The organism is Knoellia locipacati (genome assembly GCF_044791685.1).
GTDB lineage: Bacteria > Actinomycetota > Actinomycetes > Actinomycetales > Dermatophilaceae > Knoellia > Knoellia locipacati_A.
Genome location: NZ_CP087730.1, coordinates 2429172 through 2447114, shown reverse-complemented (window position 1 = coordinate 2447114; position 17943 = coordinate 2429172). Strand labels below are relative to the sequence as shown.

General features: G+C 71.9%; 21 protein-coding genes. 3 read left to right on the top strand and 18 right to left on the bottom strand.

Annotated features, from left to right (window positions below):
• Window positions 1–70: 70 nt before the first annotated feature.
• The 3 genes from LL946_RS11320 to LL946_RS11310 form a co-directional block, all read right to left on the bottom strand.
• A complete protein-coding gene (locus LL946_RS11320; RefSeq protein ID WP_003792170.1) occupies window positions 71–169 on the bottom strand; it encodes a 30S ribosomal protein bS22 in 99 nt (32 codons plus the stop codon).
• Between the two features lie 189 nt (window positions 170–358).
• Complete coding sequence (locus LL946_RS11315; protein ID WP_040884494.1) at window positions 359–556, bottom strand: helix-turn-helix domain-containing protein; 198 nt, start codon at window positions 554–556, stop codon at window positions 359–361.
• A 167-nt stretch (window positions 557–723) separates the two neighbouring features.
• Window positions 724–1914: an acetoin utilization protein AcuC gene (locus LL946_RS11310; RefSeq protein ID WP_404380689.1), complete on the bottom strand. Its 1191-nt coding sequence runs from the start codon at window positions 1912–1914 to the stop codon at window positions 724–726.
• Between the two features lie 105 nt (window positions 1915–2019).
• Here LL946_RS11310 and LL946_RS11305 point away from each other — a divergent pair, with 105 nt between their 5' ends.
• Entirely contained in the window at window positions 2020–2685 is a 666-nt protein-coding gene (locus LL946_RS11305) for a potassium channel family protein (protein ID WP_404380687.1), read from the top strand.
• Between the two features lie 306 nt (window positions 2686–2991).
• Here LL946_RS11305 and LL946_RS11300 read toward each other — a convergent pair whose 3' ends face one another.
• The 9 genes from LL946_RS11300 to LL946_RS11260 all read right to left on the bottom strand — a co-directional run bounded on the left by LL946_RS11300 (window position 2992) and on the right by LL946_RS11260 (window position 9975).
• Window positions 2992–3519, bottom strand: coding sequence for a GNAT family N-acetyltransferase (locus LL946_RS11300; RefSeq protein WP_404380685.1), 528 nt, complete (start codon window positions 3517–3519; stop codon window positions 2992–2994).
• Window positions 3516–4064, bottom strand: coding sequence for a GNAT family N-acetyltransferase (locus LL946_RS11295; protein ID WP_404380683.1), 549 nt, complete (start codon window positions 4062–4064; stop codon window positions 3516–3518). Before LL946_RS11295 ends, LL946_RS11300 begins: the two co-directional genes overlap by 4 nt.
• Entirely contained in the window at window positions 4057–4857 is an 801-nt protein-coding gene (gene proC / locus LL946_RS11290) for a pyrroline-5-carboxylate reductase (protein ID WP_404380681.1), read from the bottom strand. Before proC ends, LL946_RS11295 begins: the two co-directional genes overlap by 8 nt.
• A 134-nt stretch (window positions 4858–4991) precedes the next feature.
• Complete coding sequence (locus tag LL946_RS11285) at window positions 4992–5942, bottom strand: proline dehydrogenase family protein (RefSeq protein ID WP_404380679.1); 951 nt, start codon at window positions 5940–5942, stop codon at window positions 4992–4994.
• Window positions 5943–6031: 89 nt separating this feature from the next.
• Window positions 6032–6766 (bottom strand): ABC transporter permease, encoded by a 735-nt coding sequence (locus LL946_RS11280; protein WP_404380678.1) that lies wholly within the window; start codon window positions 6764–6766, stop codon window positions 6032–6034.
• Window positions 6763–7530, bottom strand: a complete 768-nt coding sequence (locus LL946_RS11275) for an ABC transporter ATP-binding protein (protein WP_404380676.1) — start codon at window positions 7528–7530, stop codon at window positions 6763–6765. Before LL946_RS11275 ends, LL946_RS11280 begins: the two co-directional genes overlap by 4 nt.
• A gap of 77 nt (window positions 7531–7607) precedes the next feature.
• On the bottom strand, window positions 7608–8225 hold the full coding sequence (locus tag LL946_RS11270; RefSeq protein WP_404380675.1) for a TetR family transcriptional regulator: 618 nt from the start codon (window positions 8223–8225) through the stop codon (window positions 7608–7610).
• Window positions 8222–9049: a sugar phosphate isomerase/epimerase family protein gene (locus LL946_RS11265; RefSeq protein WP_404380673.1), complete on the bottom strand. Its 828-nt coding sequence runs from the start codon at window positions 9047–9049 to the stop codon at window positions 8222–8224. The genes LL946_RS11270 and LL946_RS11265 overlap by 4 nt, the downstream gene beginning before the upstream one ends.
• Window positions 9049–9975: a Ppx/GppA family phosphatase gene (locus LL946_RS11260; RefSeq protein ID WP_404380672.1), complete on the bottom strand. Its 927-nt coding sequence runs from the start codon at window positions 9973–9975 to the stop codon at window positions 9049–9051. Before LL946_RS11260 ends, LL946_RS11265 begins: the two co-directional genes overlap by 1 nt.
• Before the next feature lie 41 nt (window positions 9976–10016).
• Between LL946_RS11260 and LL946_RS11255 the strand changes: the two genes are divergently transcribed.
• Window positions 10017–10832 (top strand): hypothetical protein, encoded by an 816-nt coding sequence (locus LL946_RS11255; RefSeq protein WP_404380670.1) that lies wholly within the window; start codon window positions 10017–10019, stop codon window positions 10830–10832.
• A gap of 114 nt (window positions 10833–10946) precedes the next feature.
• On the opposite strand, the gene nadC is transcribed toward LL946_RS11255, so the two are convergent.
• The 6 genes from nadC to LL946_RS11225 all read right to left on the bottom strand — a co-directional run bounded on the left by nadC (window position 10947) and on the right by LL946_RS11225 (window position 16864).
• Complete coding sequence (nadC, locus tag LL946_RS11250) at window positions 10947–11840, bottom strand: carboxylating nicotinate-nucleotide diphosphorylase (RefSeq protein WP_404380668.1); 894 nt, start codon at window positions 11838–11840, stop codon at window positions 10947–10949.
• Window positions 11837–13588, bottom strand: a complete 1752-nt coding sequence (locus tag LL946_RS11245) for an L-aspartate oxidase (RefSeq protein ID WP_404380666.1) — start codon at window positions 13586–13588, stop codon at window positions 11837–11839. The genes nadC and LL946_RS11245 overlap by 4 nt, the downstream gene beginning before the upstream one ends.
• On the bottom strand, window positions 13585–14010 hold the full coding sequence (gene panD, locus LL946_RS11240) for an aspartate 1-decarboxylase (protein ID WP_404380664.1): 426 nt from the start codon (window positions 14008–14010) through the stop codon (window positions 13585–13587). The genes LL946_RS11245 and panD overlap by 4 nt, the downstream gene beginning before the upstream one ends.
• A 29-nt stretch (window positions 14011–14039) precedes the next feature.
• Entirely contained in the window at window positions 14040–14921 is an 882-nt protein-coding gene (gene panC / locus LL946_RS11235; protein WP_404386865.1) for a pantoate--beta-alanine ligase, read from the bottom strand.
• A 65-nt stretch (window positions 14922–14986) separates the two neighbouring features.
• Window positions 14987–15892 (bottom strand): Rossmann-like and DUF2520 domain-containing protein, encoded by a 906-nt coding sequence (locus LL946_RS11230; protein WP_404380662.1) that lies wholly within the window; start codon window positions 15890–15892, stop codon window positions 14987–14989.
• A 48-nt stretch (window positions 15893–15940) separates the two neighbouring features.
• Window positions 15941–16864: a hypothetical protein gene (locus LL946_RS11225; protein WP_404380660.1), complete on the bottom strand. Its 924-nt coding sequence runs from the start codon at window positions 16862–16864 to the stop codon at window positions 15941–15943.
• A gap of 117 nt (window positions 16865–16981) precedes the next feature.
• Between LL946_RS11225 and LL946_RS11220 the strand changes: the two genes are divergently transcribed.
• Window positions 16982–17926: an SAM-dependent methyltransferase gene (locus tag LL946_RS11220; RefSeq protein WP_404380658.1), complete on the top strand. Its 945-nt coding sequence runs from the start codon at window positions 16982–16984 to the stop codon at window positions 17924–17926.
• Window positions 17927–17943 lie beyond the last annotated feature (17 nt).

The window sequence follows — 17943 nt, the reverse complement described above, 5'->3', positions numbered from 1 at the left end:
ATACAGAGCCAGAACGCGGGACGACCCCCGCCGAAGGGGCGGGGGTCGTCCTCGTCGCGTCAGGGACGCGTCACTTCTTGTTGCGGCGCTGGTGGCGAGTCTTGCGAAGCAGCTTGCGGTGCTTCTTCTTCGCCATGCGCTTGCGACGCTTCTTGATCACTGAACCCATGAGCAGTCCTTGCTTTTGAGAGATGCGAACGACGGTGGACCAGCAGCTGCTGGTCGGCCTGCGCGGCCGACCGGCGCGCGTGTGTCAGGGAGCAACCCTACCGGCGGGCAGGCCGAGCGCCCAAACGGGGCCGGACATGGCGAAGGCCGGACCATGCCGGTCCGGCCCTCGCCACGCAGTTCGGCTCGCTCAGGCGGTGCCCATGTAGGACTCCCGGAGGTACTTCTGCACCTCGTCCTCGGGAACCCTGAAGGACCGACCCACGCGCACGGCCGGGAGCTCTCCTCCGTGGACCATGCGATAGACGGTCATCTTCGACACGCGCATGATCGAGGCGACCTCGGCGACGGTGAGAAACCGCACCTCGGCAAAGCGTTCCTGGGACATGGCCACCTCGACTTCTGCACGCGCGCATCGCCGGCTTCCCCACCGGCGGTCATCTACGGGCGTGCAAGAAGCAACCATAGGGGCTGATGTGACCATTGGGGAAGCAGTTGGAGCGGAATCTTTCCCAAGTCCAGCCGACACGCGGTTCAGTGGGGAGATTTCCTCCACTAGTCGAACCACGGGTCGAGCCCGTGGAGCGGGAAGACGGCTTGACGCGTCGCGAGGATGGCGGCGTCGACGGGGCGATCCGGGTTGTGTCCCATGCCCCACGAGCGCACCCAGATGGGGAGGTCCTCGGCCCGCAGGTCGCCCATCGTGGCGGGCCCCTCGCGACCCGTGAGCGCCCGCACGTGGTCGCGCCAGTCCTGCGGGATCTCGGTGTCCGCCGGCACTGGCGCGTGGGCCGCGATCGCCGCGAGATGGGTCCACGAGCGGGGCACGACGTGGACGAGCTCGTAGCCGCCGCCCCCCAGGGCCACCCACTTGCCGTCGGCGGTGTCGTGGGCCAGCCGGTGCAGGCACTCGTGCGCCCGGCGCTGCGCGTCGACCGACACGGTGAGGTGCGCGAGCGGGTCCTGGCTGTGGGTGTCGCAGCCGTGCTGGCTCACGAGGACGTCGGGGTCGAAGGCCTCGACGAGGTGGGGCACGACCGACTCGATCGCCCGCAGCCACTCGGAGTCACCGGTGCCGGGCGGCAGGGCGACGTTGGCCGCGCTCCCCCGGGCGTCGGGCCCGCCGATGTCGCCGGGGTAGCCGGTGCCGGGGAAGAGCACGCGACCCGACTCGTGCACCGAGACGGTGAGGACGCGAGGGTCGTTCCAGAAGATCCGCTCGACCCCGTCACCGTGGTGGACGTCGATGTCGACGTAGGCGACCCGCTCGGCGCCGTTGTCGAGGAGGTGCTGGATGCCCACCGCCGCGTCGTTGTAGATGCAGAACCCGGCCGCGTGGGTGGCCATCGCGTGGTGCAGGCCGCCGCAGTAGTTGACGCCGTGGTCGATCTCGCCGCGCCACACGGCGTCGCAGAGGTCGACCGTCCCCTGGACGATGCGGGCGCTCGCCTCGTGCATCCCGAGGAAGGCCGGGTCGTCCTCGGTGCCGAGCCCCCGTCGCGCCTCTGCGGCGGACGGGTCGAGCGACGCGGCGCGCACGGCTGCGACGTAGCCGGCGTCGTGGACGGTGGCCAGCAGTTCGTCGCTCGCGACGTCGGGGCAGACGATCTCGACGTGGTCGAGGACCCCCAGCGATCGGGCCAGCCGCGTCGTGAGGTCGAGGCGGACAGGAGCCATCGGGTGGCTCGGGCCGAAGTTGTATGCCGTGAAGCCGTCGTCCCAGACCAGGCGCGTGCGGTGAGCCATGTCGGGCACGCTACCCGCCGCGGGCCCCGCTGGCGTTAGCCTCGACCCCGTAGTGCCCGTCATCGCGGACCCGCCATCCCGGCGCGCCGCCGTCAGGAGGAAGCCGTGGGAGGCAAGAACAGCGATCTCGACGTCCTCGTCGTCGGGCTCGGTCGATTCGGTGGCGCCGCCGCACTGGAGCTCCGCCGCCTCGGTCACCGCGTCGTCGCCATCGAGAAGGACGGCTTCCTCGCCGAGAAGTTCCTCGGCCGGCTCAGCTCGATCATCCACGGTGACGCCAGCGACGCCGGGGTCATCCGGGACGCCAAGGCCTCGCGCTACCAGATCGCCGTCGTCGGGGTCGGCTCCTCGCTCGAGGCATCGGTCCTCGCGTCCGCCAACCTCGTCGACGCGGGCGTCCCGGACATCTGGGCCAAGGCGATGTCACCCGAGCACGCGCGCATCCTCGACCGCATCGGCGTGCAACACATCGTCCGGCCCGAGGCCGACACCGGACGCCGCGTGGCGCACCTCGTCGGCGGCAAGCTCCAGGACTACATCGAGTTCGACGACGGCTTCGCGATCGTCAAGATGCGCCCGCCGACGGAGACCATCGGCTTCACGCTGGAGCAGAGCGCCATCCGCAGCAAGTACGGCGTCACCGTGGTCGGCGTGAAGTCCCCCGGTGCCGACTTCACGTATGCCGTCCCCTCCACCAAGGTCTCGGCCCACGACACCCTCATCGTCAGCGGCCCCAGCGAGCTCCTAGAACGCCTCTCCACCCGCCCCTGACCCGGGCCACAGCCGCAGACCTCAAGCAATAGACGCCAAGACCGCGGCCCCACCCGCTCCCCCCACCCGAGCCCCCCGCCGCACGGACGGCCGTGGTGCGCGACGCCAGGGGTGAGGGGCCGGGGTGCCGCGACCAGGAGCGAATGCGTGCCTGTTCGCCGCTGGCTGGGCCTGGCGGGAGCGCGGAGCGCGGCCAGCGCGCGCAGCGCGGATGGGACTGCGGCGAACAGGCACGCCGGCGCGACCCACAGCGGGGGCGAGCGGACGGCATACGGGGAGCGCCCGCAGGGCGGGTGGCCGGGAAGACTAGAAGTCGACGGGAGCAGAGCCGCGGTCGCCGCCCAGAGCAAGAACCATGGCGACCTCGTCCTCGTCGTCGTCGCTCTTGACCCGCATCGGTCGCCGGTCGGCAGTGGGCCGGAACCCGAACCCGCTGGCGAAAGCCACGGCGCGGCCGTTGTCGCTGCCGACCCAGTAGGCGAGCTGCTTCTGGCCCTGCTCGCGGGCGAGCCTGGCACCGGCGCGCACGAGCTCGCTGGCGACGCCACTGCCCCGGGCCTCGGGCGAGACCCAGAGCCCGAAGAGCTCGGAGGTCGTCGGCTTGTCGTCGCTCGAGCGGCCCACGCTGACGATCCCGATCGGCTGGCCCTCGCGCTCGGCGAGCAGACGCGCCGAGCGGGTCATGCGCAGGCGCCAGAAGTCCTCGTCGTAGGCCTCTTCCTCGTCGACCGTCGCGACGAAGGCCTCAGGGGACTCGCGGAGCGCGGTCAGGCGGGTGTCGCGGTACTGCTGCCAGTCCTCTTCGCCCAGCGGGCGCACGCTGATCTCGCTCATGCCTCAACTGTCCCCGACGCCACCGAGGGGCGGCAACCCGGGTCCACCCTGACCGCGTACCCGATCTCGCGGATGCCACCGAAGAGCGGGTTGTCCCACGTCGCGCCCGTCCGCTCGAACCCGTGGCGCTCGTAGAGGCGTTGCGCGACGACGTTCTCCTCGCCGACGTCGAGCAGGACGCGCGAGTACCCGGCCTCTCGCGCACCGTCCAGCGCCGCGTCGACGAGGAGGTCACCGGCACCGTGACCGCGCGCGGAGGCGGAGACCCACATCTGGATGAGATAGGCCTCGTTCTCGGGCAGCTCGTCGTCGTGCGAGAGCGCCACGAGGCCGACGGGACGGTCCCCCTCGAAGGCCAGCCACACGTGCATCGCGTCGAGTCGAGCGAGCCAGGCCTCGTCCTCCCGGGCCGCGTTGCCGGCATACGTGCTCGCGTAGGCGCGGGGGGTGTCGAGCAGCGCGGCGAGCCTGACGTCGCGATAGGTGCGCCAGTTGTCCTTGGTGACGGGGACGACCTCGATCGCCGTCACGAGCACCTCACCCACCGGAGAGCTCCTTGGACCGGACCGCCGCCGCCTCCATCGCGCTGATGAAGGCGGCACGCACCTTGTGGTCGTCGAGCTCACGCAGGGCGGCTGCGGTCGTCCCGCCGGGTGAGGTGACCTGCTCGCGGAGGACCGTGGGGTGCTGCCCGGTGTCGCGCAACATGGTGGCCGCGCCGTAGAGCGTCTGGGTGACGAGCTCGGTCGCCGTCGAGCGGGGCATCCCGAGGACCACTCCCGCCTCGATCATCGCCTCGACGACATAGAAGATGTATGCCGGCCCGCTGCCGGAGATCGCGGTCACCGCGTCGAGCTGCTTCTCGGGGACCTCGGTGACCTTGCCGGTCGCCGCGAGGAGCTCGATGGCGTGCTGGAGCTGCTCGGGGAGGCAGTGCTTCCCCGCGCTCACCGCCGCCATGCCCTCGTCGACGAGGGCCGGGGTGTTGGGCATGACGCGCACGACCGAGCGCCCCTCGGGCAGACGGCGCTCGAGGAACTCGGTGGTGATGCCGGCGGCCAGGCTGACGACGAGGTTGCCCTCGGCCACGTGCGGGCTGATCTCGTCGAGGAGCGCCGCCATGTCCTGCGGCTTGACGACGAGCACCAGGGTGTCGGCCTCGGTGGCCGCCTCGACGTTGGTCACGGCGCGCACGCCGTACTTCTCGGTCAGCTCGGCGGCGCGGTCGGCCCGGCGCTCGGTGATGAGGAGGTCGTCGGCCGGTCGGCCCGCTCGCAACAGCCCCGAGAGCAACGTCTCGCCCATGACACCCGCACCGAAGATCGCAACCATTCCCATGTCGCGAGACTATGCCGCATGCCGTCCAGCCCGCCGCCGCATTCTCGGGTCACCCGATAATGGTCCGCTCCGCCCGGGTTGGCATTCGGGGTCGAGCGCCACGACGTCGGGTCGAGCGCGGCCTCAGCGGGGGCTCAGCCCTTGGTGACGAGGCTGCGGAGGAAGAACTGCAGGTTGGCCGGGCGCTCGGCCATGCGGCGCATGAGGTAGCCGTACCACTCCTCGCCGAACGGGACGTAGACCCGCATCTGGTGGCCGCGGTCGGCGATCCTGGTCTGCTCGTCGGGGCGGATGCCGTAGAGCATCTGGAACTCGTAGGAGTCGGGCTCGCGGCCGTGGCGGCTCGCGAGCGCCCGGGCGATCTCGATGAGGCGCGGGTCGTGGCTGGCCACCATCGGGTAGCCCTCGCCGGCCATGAGCACCTTGAGGCAGCGGACGTAGGACAGGTCGACGTCGTTCGCGTCCTGGTAGGCGACGGACGCGGGCTCCTTGTAGGCGCCCTTGCAGAGACGGACCCGGCTGCCCGCCGTGGCGAGGTCACGACAGTCGGCCTCGGTGCGGTGCAGGTAGGACTGGAGCACCGCTCCGGTCTCCGGGAAGTCCTTGCGCAGCTCGGCGAGGATCGAGAGCGTCGAGTCCGTGGTCGTGTGGTCCTCCATGTCGAGGGTGACCGTGGTGTCGGCCTCCTTGGCGGCCTCGCAGATGGTGCGCGCGTTGTCGAGCGCGATCTGCTCGCCGTCCCTGGGGAGCGCCTGGCCGACGGCGCTGAGCTTGATGCTCACCTCGGCGGCGCCGAACTGCGTGAGGTCCTTGGCCCGCAGCGCACGGAGCAGCCCGACGTAGGTGTCGACCGTGTGCGCGGCCTGCCCGGCGTCGAGGGTGTCCTCGCCGAGGTAGTCGATGGTCACCTGGCGGTTCGTCGCCCGCAGCTCGGCGGCGGCCGAGACCGCGTGCGCCACGTCGGTGCCCGGCACGTAGCGCTGGACGACGGCCCGGCTCACGGGCGCCTTCTCGATCGTGGTGCGCACGAGCGAGGAGTCGGACAGGTGCAGCAGGCTGGATCGAAGCAGGTCAGAGGCATCCACGGCGTCAGGCTAACCGCTCCCGTTCCCGGACCAGAACCGAGCCGGTATGCCGGCCCACGCGGAGCGTGGGACCCGCGCCCACCTCCCGCTCAGGGCGTGCGCCGCCGCAGCGTGAGACTTCCCAGGGCGAGGGCGAGGGCGATCGCGCCGACGATGACGGCGATGTCGGAGGTGACGTCCCCGAGGGGTTCGGGGACCGCAGCGATCGTGCGCATCGCGTCGACGGCATACGACAGCGGGAGCCAGTCCGAGACCGCCGAGAGCACGGACGGCAGCGAGTCGCGGGGCACGAGCAGCCCGCAGAGCAGGAACTGCGGCAGGACGAGCGCCGGCATGAACTGCACGGCCTGGAACTCGGTGGCAGCGAAGCCGCTGACGAAGAGCCCCAGCGCCGTGCCGAGCAGCGCGTCGCACACGGCGATGACGACGAGCAGCCACATCGGACCGGCCACGTCGAGGTCGCAGACCCAGACGGCGAAAGACGTTGCCACGAGGGCCTGCACGACCGCCATGAGGCCGAAGGCAAGGGCGTAGCCGAGCATGAAGTCGCCCTTGCCGAGCGGGGTGGTGAGAAGCCGCTCGAGTGTGCCGGAGGTGCGCTCGCGCAGGGTCGCGACGCTCGTGACGATGAACATCACGACGAACGGGAAGACGCCGAGCAGCGCCGCGCCGATCCGGTCGAAGACCGGTGTTCCGTCGAAGATCCAGGCGAGCAGGCCCAGCAGGACACACGGCACGACGAGCATCATCGCGATGGTCCGGTGGTCGGCCCGCAGCTGGCGCAGGATGCGGGTGGCGGTCGCCAGCGTGATGCGCAGGTTCATGACCGTTCTCCTGTCGGTGCGTCGGCTGCGGCACGGTCCACGAGGTGGAGGAAGGCCTGCTCGGCGTCGGGCGCCCCGGTCGCTGCGAGGAGCTCCGGCAGGGTCGAGTCGCTGAGGATGACGCCCTCGCGCAGCAGGAGGAGGCGGTCGCAGCGGGTCGCCTCGTCCATGACGTGGCTCGAGACGAGCAGGGTCCGGCCGTCCTCGTGGGCGAGCCGCCGGAAGAGGTTCCAGAGGTCTCGGCGCAGCACCGGGTCGAGGCCGACGGTGGGCTCGTCGAGGACGAGGACCTCGGGGTCACCGACGAGCGCTGCTGCGAGCGACGCCCGGGACTGCTGGCCGCCGGAGAGGGTGGCCACGGTCGCGTCGGCATGGCTGACGAGATCGACCGCCTCGATGGACCGCTGCACCGCGCTCTTGGGAGCACCGAGGACCTGGGCGAAGTACTCGAGGTTGTGCCGCACGGACAGGTCGGCGTAGATGCTGGGCGACTGGGTGAGGTAGCCGACCCGGTGCCGGAGGGCCGCATGGCCGGCGGGCTGGCCCAGGACGGTGACGATACCGCTCTCGACCTGCTGCACGCCCACGATCGCTCGCATGAGGGTCGACTTGCCGCCACCGCTCGGGCCCAGCAGCCCGACGACCTGGCCGGACGGGACCGTGACGCTGAGGTCGGGCAGGACGTCACGTCCGCCGCGACGCACCACGAGGTGCTCGACGACGATCGCGTCGATCGTCGCCCGATCCTCACGACTTTTCATCATGTGATGAATTTAGACCCGCCGACGCCTCCCCCGCAAGAGTTCCACCTGACTGCCCCGCCGTGCGCGCCGCGGGGCAGTCAGCCGGGGGCCGGTGGGACGAGGTGGTGCTGCAGGCTCGGCCCGAGGATGGCGACGAGCTCCTCGACGCTGGCGTCGGCGACCGCCGGGACCTTGACGACGTAGCGGAGCAGGCCCATGCCGATGAGCTGGGCAGCCCCGAGCGCGACCCGCACCTCCAGGGACTCGCTGGGCCGTGGCTCGACTCCGACCTCGGTGCGCATCGCCTCGACCACGCGGTGGAGCACCTCGCAGCCGACGAACTCGCGCACCATCCGGGCGTGCTCCTCGTGCGCTGCTGCCGCCGCGAACATCGCCGCGAACCGCTCGCGGCCCTCGGGTCCGTCCCAGGCCGCGAGGAACACCCGCGCCAGGGTCTCGCCCAGCTGGTCGCGCGGCGCCGCAGCGACCCGCTCCACGAGGACCGCGGGGTTGGCGGGGAACGCCATGACCTCGACGAAGAGCTCGGACTTGCCGTCGAAGTAGTGGTGCACGAGCTTGGGGTCGACCCCTGCCTCGCGTGCGACCGCGCGCAACGAGGTGCCGTCGTAGCCGCGCTGGGCGAACTCGGTCCGCGCCGCCGCGATGATCGCGGCGCGGGTGTCCTCACCACCGGGCCTGCGGCCGCGGGGGCTCACCGCTCCCCCTCGACCTCGAGGGCTCCGGCCAGGTGCAGTCGGCAGAACGCGAGCGACTCCGCGAGCGCCACCTCACGCTGCTCGCCGGTGAGGCGGCGGGTCGAGATCTCGACCACCACTGAGCCGTCGAAACCGCTGTGCACCAACGTGTCCAGCACCTCGGCGCACGGCTGCGACCCACGTCCCGGGACGAGGTGCTCATCGCGCATCGACCCGAGCCCGTCGGCGAGGTGCAGGTGCTTGAGCCGCGTCCCGAGCGCCTCGACCATCGCCATCGCGTCCGAGCCCGCGGTCGCCGTGTGCGACAGGTCGAGCGTCACGTGGTCGTAGGGCTGGGGCACCGGGTCCCAGTGCGGCAGGTAGGCCTCGATCTCACGCCCCCGGACCCGCCACGGGTACATGTTCTCGACGGCCAGGGTGATGCCGGACTGGTGCTCACGCATCGCGATGCCGTCGGCGAAGTCGCGGGCGTACTCCTTCTGCCACCGGAAGGGTGGGTGCAGCACGACCGTCTCGGCGCCGAGGTCGTGCGCGAGCTCGAGCGACCGGTCGATCTTGCCCCACGGCTCGACGCCGTAGATCCGCTGGCTGATGAGCAGAGTCGGCGCGTGGACCGAGACGATCCGTATGCCGTGCAGCTCCGCCAGCGCTCGGAGGGCACCGGCCTCCTGTGTCACCGGGTCCGTCCAGACCATGACCTCGACGGCGTCGTAGCCCAGCCGGGCCGCGTGCTGGAAGGCCGCGGCGCAGTTCTCCGGATAGACCGACGCCGTCGACAGGGCGACCGGGATGTCCGGGATCACCACTGCGTCGCCGGCGGCCATCAGTGCATTCCGTCGAGCCTGCGCAGGATGATCCCCTCGCGCAGCGCCCACGGGCAGAGCTCGAGTCGGTCGACACCGAGCAGGTCCATCGTGGCCGAGGCGACGATGCCTCCGGCGAGCAGCTGCCGCGCTCGTGAGGCCGACACCCCAGGCAGCGAGCTGCGTTGTGCCGCAGTCATGTTCGCGATCCTGGGGAGGATGTCGTCGAGAGCGGCGCGCTCGAGGTGGCGGACGGCATACATGCCTTCGCTGCTCGGTGCGGCTCCGGTGATCCGGGCGAGGGAGCGCATCGTCTTCGACGTCCCGACCACCCGGTCCGGGGCCCCGGCCTTGGCGAGCGGGCGGAGCTGGCGGGCGATCGTGGCGCGGACGTGCTTGCGTGCGGCCCGGACCGCAGCCTCACCGGGAGGGTCCCCGGCGAGGTGGTCACGGGTCACCCGGCCGGCGCCCAGCGGCAACGAGATCGAGATGTCGGGGTCCTCGTCCATCCCCTGGGCGAGCTCGAGCGAGCCACCTCCGATGTCGGCGACGAGCAGGGTTCCGGCCGACCAGCCGACCCAGCGCCGGGCGGCGAGGAAGGTGAGCCGTGCCTCATCCTCGCCGGAGAGCACCTCGAGGAGGACGCCGGTGCGGTCCTTGACGTGGGCGAGCACGTCGTCGCCGTTGGGCGCCTCACGGATGGCGCTCGTGACGAAGCCCATGAGGTCCTCGACACCCTGGTCCTCGGCGACGGTGAGGCACTCCGCGACGAACTCGGCGAGCTGGTCGCGGCCCGAGTCGTCGATGTCGCCGGCGTCGGTGACGTGCTCGGAGAGGCGGAGCTCGCGCTTGTGCGAGCTGGCCGGCAGCGGCTGGGCGCCGGTGTGGGCGTCGACGACGAGGAGGTGCACGGTGTTGGAACCCACGTCGATGACCCCGAGCCGCATGGGTCCACGGTAGTCCGCGCCCGGCGGCATAGGGTGACCCGGTGGCAGAGACCCCGCTCGACATCCCGCGCACGTGGGTCGAGTTCCCCGACCCCGCCGATGCCGGCCAGCGCTTCCGGTGCGACCTCACCTGGCTGACGTCGCGGTGGACCTGCATCTTCGGGTCCGGGTGCGAGGGCATCTATGCCGGTCGCCCCGACGACGGGTGCTGCACGCTCGGAGCGCACTTCTCCGACGACGACGACCTGGCACGGGTCGCGGCCGTCGTCGAGCAGCTCGGCGAGGACGAGTGGCAGCTGCGGCCCGACCGCAAGAACCCGGCCAAGGTGTCGCACTGGACCGAGCTCGAGGACGACGCCCGCAAGACCAAGGTCGTCGACGGGGCGTGCATCTTCCTCAACCGCCCCGGGTTCCCCGCCGGCGCCGGGTGCGCCCTGCACCAGCACGCGGTCCTCACCGGGCAGCCCCCGCACACCCAGAAGCCCGATGTGTGCTGGCAGCTGCCGATCCGGCGCACGTTCCGGACGGTCGAGAACCCCGACGACACGAGCTACCTCGAGGTCTCGATCGGTGAGTACGACCGGCGCGGCTGGGGTCCGGGCGGGCACGACCTCGACTGGTACTGCTCGGGCAACCCGGACGCGCACGTCGGCGCCGAGCCGGTCTACCGCAGCAACCGCGCCGAGCTCGTCGAGCTCATGGGCCAGTCGGCCTACGACGAGCTCGTGCTCCGGTGCGAGGCCCATCTGGCGGCGGTCAAGGCGCTGCGCACCCCCGCGTCACGTCGGCTGCTGCCCCTCTTCGTGCACCCCGCGACCATCGAGGCCGACCACCCCACGCTCCGCAAGGGCCACTGACTGCACCGCGGCGCCCCGCACCCCCGCCTCTCTGCCCCTTCCCTGCACTTTTCGACCAAGAGGTCACGAACCGCCACGGCCATTCGTGACCTCTTGGTCAGAAGCTGTCGCAGGTCAGGTGCGCAGGTCGAGGGCGAGGTCGAGGATCGGTGAGGAGTGCGTCAGCCCGCCGACGCTGAGGTAGTCGACGCCGGTCGCCGCGTAGTCCGAAGCCACCTCGAGCGTGAGCCCGCCGGTGGCCTCGATCTCGACCTCCTCCCCCGTCGCGCGCACGGCGTCGACCGTTGCACGCAGCAGGTCGGTGGACATGTTGTCGCACAACAGGAACCGCGCCCCGGCCTCGACCGACTCGAGCGCCTCCTGCGTCGTGGTCACCTCGACCTGGACCGGCACCTGGGGGAACTGCTCACGCACGGCGGCGTATGCCGCGGCGAGACTTCCGGCGGCCAGCTTGTGGTTGTCCTTGATCATCGCGACGTCGTGCAGGCCCATGCGCTTGTTGCTGCCACCGCCGGCCCGCACGGCGAACTTCTCGAGGGCGCGCAGCCCGGGCGTGGTCTTGCGCGTGTCGAGGACCGTTGCGCCCGAGCCCTCGAGCACGTCGGCCCACCTGCGCGTGTGGGTGGCGATGCCCGAGAGCCGGCAGAGGACGTTGAGCAGCGTGCGCTCGGCGACCAACGTGACCCGGGTCGAGCCCGACAGCTCGGCCACGACGTCGCCTCGCTCCACCCGGTCCCCGTCGGCGACGGCGAGCGACACCGACACCGGCTCGGCCCCGAGTCGGCGGGCCACCTCGTCCAGGGTCAGGGCGATGACCCCGACACCGGCGACGACGCCGGCCTCCCGGGCCACGACCGCCGCGCGGGTCTGCTGGGTCGCCGGGATCGTCGCCGTCGTCGTGACGTCGACGCCGTCAGGGCCTCCGAGGTCCTCGTCGAGGGCCCCCGAGACGACCCGGCGGGCCTCGGCCTCCGGGAAGGCGAGGTCGGACGGTGAGGGCGAGCTCACGGCATACTCCGTTCGGTCACGGTGAGGGATCGGTCGGGTGCGACGACGACGCTCTGGCGCACGAGCCAGCGGGCGTCGTCACGCTCGGGGAAGTCACTGCGCACGTGCCCGCCGCGGGTCTCCTCGCGGCGGCGGCCGAGCTCGGTGAGCGCCTGGCCGAGGTGGAGCAGGTTGGTCGTCTCCCACGTCTTGGGACCCGGCTCGGCGGTCGACGGCGGGAGGGACGCGAGTTCGGCGAGATCCCGAGCGGTCGAGGCGGTCGACTCGGCGGAGCGCACCGGGCCCGACCCCGACGTCATCGCCCGCTGCACGGTGAGGCGCTGCGAGCTGTCGAGCAGGGCACCCGGACCCGCACCCTCACCACCGGCGTGCGCCGGCGTGGTCGGCACGGCGATCTCGGGCAGCTCGCCGGCGGCGATCCTCGCGGGGATGTCCGAGGCGATCCGGCTGGCGAAGACGAGGCCCTCGAGCAGGCTGTTGGAGGCGAGACGGTTGGCACCGTGGACGCCGGTGCACGAGCACTCGCCGCAGGCATAGAGCCCGGGCAGGGACGAGCGGCCCATGAGGTCGGTGGTGATCCCGCCGGACGCGTAGTGCTGGGCCGGGGCCACCGGCAACAGGTCGGTCGCCGGGTCGAACCCCAGCGAGCGGCAGGACGCGACGATCGACGGGAACCGCTCCTCGAGGAAGGCCGCGCCGAGGTGGCGGGCGTCGAGGAAGACGTGGTCCGTGCGCTGCTCGCGCATCGTCTCGAGGATGGCGCGGGCCACGACGTCGCGGGGCGCGAGGTCGGCGAGCTCGTGCCGGCCCTCCATGATGCGGTGGCCGGCGGCGTCGACGAGGAAGGCGCCCTCGCCCCGCACCGCCTCCGAGATGAGCGGCTGCTGCCCGGTCGAGCCCTCACCGAGGAAGAGCACCGTCGGGTGGAACTGGATGAACTCGAGGTCGGTCATCCGCGCTCCGGCACGCAGCGCCGCGGCCATGCCGTCGCCGGTGGCCACGGGCGGGTTCGTCGTCGACGTGTAGATCTGGCCGAGCCCACCGGTGGCCAGGACGACCGCGCGGGCGTAGGCGGCACCGACGCCGTCGAGCTGACCCTCGCCGATGACGTGCAGCGTCACACCGACCACGGGCGCGCCCTCCCCGGAGCCGTCCTCTCCGACGCGGCCGTCATCGCCGAAGCCGTCGTCGTCAGCGCCGTCCTGCAGCAGGTCGACGACAAGGGCGTGCTCGACGACTTCGATGCCCGGGTCGTCGATGACGCGGTGGAGGGCGGAGATGAGGGCGCGGGAGATCTCCCGACCGGTCGCATCTCCACCGGCGTGGGCGATCCGGTCACGGTGGTGCCCGCCCTCGCGGGTGAGCTTGATCTCGCCCTCGGCGTCACGGTCGAACTCCGCCCCGAGTGCGACGAGCTCACGGACCCGCTTGGGGCCCTCGGTGACGAGCGCCTCGACGGCATCGCGCTCACACAGCCCGACGCCGGCCACGAGGGTGTCCTCGAGGTGCTCCTCGGGCGAGTCCTCAGGGTGGAGCGCGGCGGCGATGCCGCCCTGCGCCCAGGCCGTCGAGCCCTCGTCGAGCACGGTCTTGGTGACGAGCAGGACGCGGTCGACCCGCTCGCGCAGGCGCAGCGCGCAGGTGAGCCCGGCGATGCCGGAGCCGACGACGATGACGTCGGCGGACGTGGTCCAGCCCGGCGCGGGCGCGGCCAGCGCTCGCGGGATCCGCACCTCGGGTGCGGTCACCCGTGCGAGCGCTTCGTCACGGCCGACGTCATGAGGCCGAAGCCCTCGGGCACGTCCCCGCCGTCGTCACCGACCTCGACGATCTTGTTGTCCTTGTCGACGAAGACCACGTGCGGGTCGTGGGCGCGCGCGTCCTCGTCCGACATCGAGGCGTACGCGATGATGATGACCGTGTCGCCGGGGCTGATGAGCCGGGCTGCCGCGCCGTTGATGCAGAGGATCCCGGAGCCGCGCTCGCCCTCGATCGCGTAGGTCGTCAGCCGGTTGCCGTTGTCCACGTCGACGACGTCGACCTGCTGGCCGGGGAGGAGGTCGGCGGCGTCCATGAGGTCCATGTCGATCGTCAGCGAGCCGACGTAGTGCAGGTCGGCCTGGGTGACCGTCGCGCGGTGGATCTTGCTGTGCAGCATGTAGCGGTACATGGGCGGGGGCTCCTGGTCGAGATGCCGGGTCACGAGGCCGGACGGGCGGGGATGCTGCCTGAGTCGGGCTGCGAGAAGACGTCGAGTCTGCCACCACCGGGGCCCACGAGGATCGGGGTGTTGTCGATGAGGCGGGTGGTGCCGACGCGGGCGGCGACGGCGAGCAGCGCCTCGCCGCGGTACCACTCCGGCACGTCCTGGAGGGTGCTCGGGTGGACGAGCACGAGGTAGTCGACGAGCGCGAGCGGCTCCTCCACGACGACGTCGCGTGCCGCTCGGCGGATGGCCGAGGGCCCGTATGCCGCCTGCTCGGCACCCGCCGTGAGCGCGCGGCTCAGGCAGAGCGCGACCTCACGGTCGGACGCGGTGAGGTAGGTGTTGCGGCTGCTCAGGGCGAGGCCGTCGCTCTCTCGCACCGTCGGGACGGACACGACGTCGACCGGGAAGTCGAGGTCGCGCACCATGCGCCGGATGAGCAGCAGCTGCTGGGCGTCCTTCTGGCCGAAGAACGCCCGGCGGGCGCCGGTGAGGTGGAGCAGCTTGCCCACGACCGTGAGCATGCCGTCGAAGTGTCCGGGGCGGGACTTGCCCTCGAGCACGTCGCCCAGAGGTCCGGCCGACACGCGCACACCGGGGTCGCCGTCGGGGTAGACGACGTCGGGCGTCGGCGCGAAGACGATGTCGACACCGGCGTCGGTCGCGATCCGCATGTCGTCGTCGAACGTGCGCGGGTAGCGGGACAGGTCCTCCTTGGGCCCGAACTGCAGCGGGTTGAGGAAGATCGTGAGGATGACGTGCTCGGCAGCCCGGCGGGCCTCGCGGATGAGCTCGGCGTGACCCTCGTGGAGGGCCCCCATCGTCATGACGACGGCGACGTCGCCCCCGTCGAGGGCGGCCCGGGCCGCACGCATCTCGTCGCGAGTGCTCGCGACGACCGGGGTCGCCGCAGGGGTCTCGGTGGAAGTGGCGCTGTCGGTCACGGTGTCGGCTCCTGTGGCTCCTGGTCGGCGAGGGTGTCGAGCAAGGGCTCGGCGGCCGACGGCGTGAGCCGTCCGCTCTCGAGCGCGCGCACCGCGGTGGCGCGGGCCAGGGCGACGTAGGTCGTCCTGATCTCCGGCGAGATCCGGTCGAGCTCGCGAAGGTGCGAGGCAACGGTACTCACATCACCGCGAGCGACCGGCCCGGTGAGCGCTGCGTCACCCAGCCGCAGCGCGTTGTCGAGGGCGGCCCGGGCGAGCGGGCCAAGGACGGCGCGTGGCTGCTCGACGCCGGCGGCAGCCAGGACCTCCATCGCCTCGGCGACGAGGGTCACGAGGTGGTTCGAGCCGTGGGCGAGCGCTGCGTGGTAGGCCGCTCGCTGGTCCTCGGCGACCCAGACCGGCTCGCCGCCCATCTCGACGACGAGGGCCTCTGCCATCGGTCGCAGGGCGTCCGGTCCAGTGACGCCGAAGGCGCACTCCTCGAGCCTGCCGAGGTCGAGGGCGGTGCCCGTGAACGTCATCGCCGGGTGGATCGCCACCGGGAGGACGTGGGCCCGCATGGCCGGGCGCAGGACGTCGGCGCCGTAGCGGCCGCTCGTGTGCACGACGATCTGGCCCGCCTGCCAGGTCTCGGTGGCGGCCAGTCCGGAGACGAGCTCGGGGAGGGCGTCGTCAGGCACGGCGAGGAGGACGAGGTCGGCACCGTCGATGACGTCGGGGATGTCCTTGAGGGGGACGCCCGGCAGGAGCGCCGCCGCACGCTCACGGCTCTCGGCGCTCACGGCATACGCCGCCTGGATCCGGTGGCCCGCCCGGCCGAGGGCCGCTCCGAGTACCGCCCCGACGCGACCGGCCCCGATGATCCCGATCGACAACCGCGCGGGGTGCTCGCCTGCGTTCACGCCCCAAACCTAAGCCTTGTGTGCCCGAGCGCGACCCCTAGGTGGCGCTCAGGCACACAAGGCGCGGAGTCCGAGCGCTCGAAGGTCGCCAGCCACCTGGAACGGCTCGTCGCGGATCTCACGGGACGTGCAACGGACGATGAGGCGACCCGGACGAGTGAGTCCTCGGTGCCGTCTGAGGTCGTCCTCCCAGTGCTCGACCTCCATGTGGAACGCGCCGTCCACCTCGAGGACGAGTGTCGTGCCGCCGGGCAGGTCCCACTCGCAGTCGGTGTAGCGCCACCTGCCGCCGGTGTCCTTGCGTCGCCTCTGCCGATGCGGCCGAGGCAGCCCCTGCTCACGACACATGCGCGTCACGTCGACCTCGGCCAAGGACCCCGCCCCACCCTCGATCTCGGCGAGCAGCACCCTGAAGCGGGGTGCGCGGCGGAGCGGCTTCAGGCGCTCCATCTGCTCCCGCAGCCGAGCAGCCGTGGTCAGCCGCTGCTGCACGACGGCGGCGAGCAGGCCTTGGGCCGTGCGCCAGCTCGGCTCGTACGCCGCGCACAGGAGCACCGCCGGCTCCACCCGGGCCAGCGGCAGCGCGTGCTCCCTGGAGTGCCAGAGGCCCAGGGGGCGACGAGTCCGGAACCAGCTGATGCCCGCCAAGGGCTCGAGGTGCTCTTCACAGTCCACCAGGATGGTGAGGTCGTCCCTGTGCCAGTTCTTGAGTCCGTGGAACTCCAGAGCCGTGTAGCCCCCGACGATGGCCGGCGGCCCGGCATGGAGCACCCCGAGCCACGCGTGCTGCCTCCGGGTCAGCTCCCCCGTGAAGGTGCTGACGACCACGGAGCTGCGCTCAGCCCACCGCTGGGCCCGGACGCCGGCGGCGACGTGGTCCCGGTTGACACCCAGTGGCCGGAGCTGACGCCGCGCCACCATGCCGTCCTGGGCGTTGGTCAGGGCGGTGACCGCAGCGGGAGGTCGTCGCATGGTGAAAGATCGTGCCCACATTCGCCGATCCGGCCTCGCCGTCATCCACAGCCCCTGCCTCGTGTGCCTGAGCGCGAGCGATAGGTCGCGCTCAGGCACACGAGGCAGGATGGGGGGATGCGGACGTGGCGGGAGGCGTGGGGGGAAGCGCTCTACGGCACCGACGGCTTCTACCGGCGTGAGGAAGGGCCTGCGGGACACTTCACGACCTCCGCTCACGGCGGGCTGGGTGCCGTCCTCGCCGAGGTCGTCGCGAGGCTTGCCGACGAAGCGGGCGTATGCCGTGTCGTCGACCTCGCGTGCGGGCGCGGCGAGCTGCTGCACCACCTGCACGACCAGCGCCCCGACCTCGAGCTCGTCGGGGTCGAGGTCGTGGAGCGCCCCCGCGACCTGCCGTCACCCGTCGAGTGGCTGCGCTCCCCCGGCGGGCCGACGCTCCCGGACGACCTGCGCGACCTCGACGCCCTGGTCCTCGCCCACGAGTGGCTCGACGTCGTCCCCTGCACGGTCGCCGAGGTCGACGACGACGGCGTCCTGCGCGAGGTGCTCGTGGACGGCTCCGGGGCCGAGCGGCTGGGCGACGAGGTGGCCGCCGACGACCGGGCGTGGGCGGACGCGTGGTGGCCGGCCGTGACGCCCAGCGATCGGGTCGAGATCGGACTGAGCCGCGACTTGGCCTGGCGAGACCTGTTGTCCCGCAGCGCATCTGGCATGGCCATCGCCGTCGACTACGGCCACGCGAGGACCGGACGACCGAGTCACGGGTCGCTCACGGCATACAGGGAGGGTCAGGTGGTCGAAGCGGTCCCGGACGGTCGGCGCGACCTCACCGCCCACGTCGCGACCGACTCGCTCGGGGCCGACGAGGTCGTCACCCAGCGCAAGCTCCTGCACCGCCTCGGCCTCACCGCAGCGACCCCGGAGCACTCGAGGGCCGCGACCGACCCGCTCGGCTACGTGCACGACCTCGGCCGTGCCTCCACGATCGCCGCACTCACCGACCCCCACGGACTGGGTGGGTTCCACTGGGCGATGTCGCGCTCCCGGACGTGCCAGACCTGACCTGAGTCTCTCGCCAT

What these genes read in the sequence shown, in the direction of transcription:
- LL946_RS11320 (WP_003792170.1), bottom strand. Translation starts at nt 169, where the DNA reads ATGGGTTCAGTGATCAAGAAGCGTCGCAAGCGCATGGCGAAGAAGAAG.
- LL946_RS11315 (WP_040884494.1), bottom strand. Translation starts at nt 556, where the DNA reads ATGTCCCAGGAACGCTTTGCCGAGGTGCGGTTTCTCACCGTCGCCGAG.
- LL946_RS11310 (WP_404380689.1), bottom strand. Translation starts at nt 1,914, where the DNA reads ATGGCTCACCGCACGCGCCTGGTCTGGGACGACGGCTTCACGGCATAC.
- LL946_RS11300 (WP_404380685.1), bottom strand. Translation starts at nt 3,519, where the DNA reads ATGAGCGAGATCAGCGTGCGCCCGCTGGGCGAAGAGGACTGGCAGCAG.
- proC (WP_404380681.1), bottom strand. Translation starts at nt 4,857, where the DNA reads ATGGGAATGGTTGCGATCTTCGGTGCGGGTGTCATGGGCGAGACGTTG.
- LL946_RS11280 (WP_404380678.1), bottom strand. Translation starts at nt 6,766, where the DNA reads ATGAACCTGCGCATCACGCTGGCGACCGCCACCCGCATCCTGCGCCAG.
- LL946_RS11275 (WP_404380676.1), bottom strand. Translation starts at nt 7,530, where the DNA reads ATGATGAAAAGTCGTGAGGATCGGGCGACGATCGACGCGATCGTCGTC.
- LL946_RS11265 (WP_404380673.1), bottom strand. Translation starts at nt 9,049, where the DNA reads ATGGCCGCCGGCGACGCAGTGGTGATCCCGGACATCCCGGTCGCCCTG.
- LL946_RS11260 (WP_404380672.1), bottom strand. Translation starts at nt 9,975, where the DNA reads ATGCGGCTCGGGGTCATCGACGTGGGTTCCAACACCGTGCACCTCCTC.
- panD (WP_404380664.1), bottom strand. Translation starts at nt 14,010, where the DNA reads ATGTACCGCTACATGCTGCACAGCAAGATCCACCGCGCGACGGTCACC.
- panC (WP_404386865.1), bottom strand. Translation starts at nt 14,921, where the DNA reads ATGCGTGCGGCCCGGGCCGCCCTCGACGGGGGCGACGTCGCCGTCGTC.
- LL946_RS11225 (WP_404380660.1), bottom strand. Translation starts at nt 16,864, where the DNA reads ATGCGACGACCTCCCGCTGCGGTCACCGCCCTGACCAACGCCCAGGAC.
- LL946_RS11220 (WP_404380658.1), top strand. Translation starts at nt 16,982, where the DNA reads ATGCGGACGTGGCGGGAGGCGTGGGGGGAAGCGCTCTACGGCACCGAC.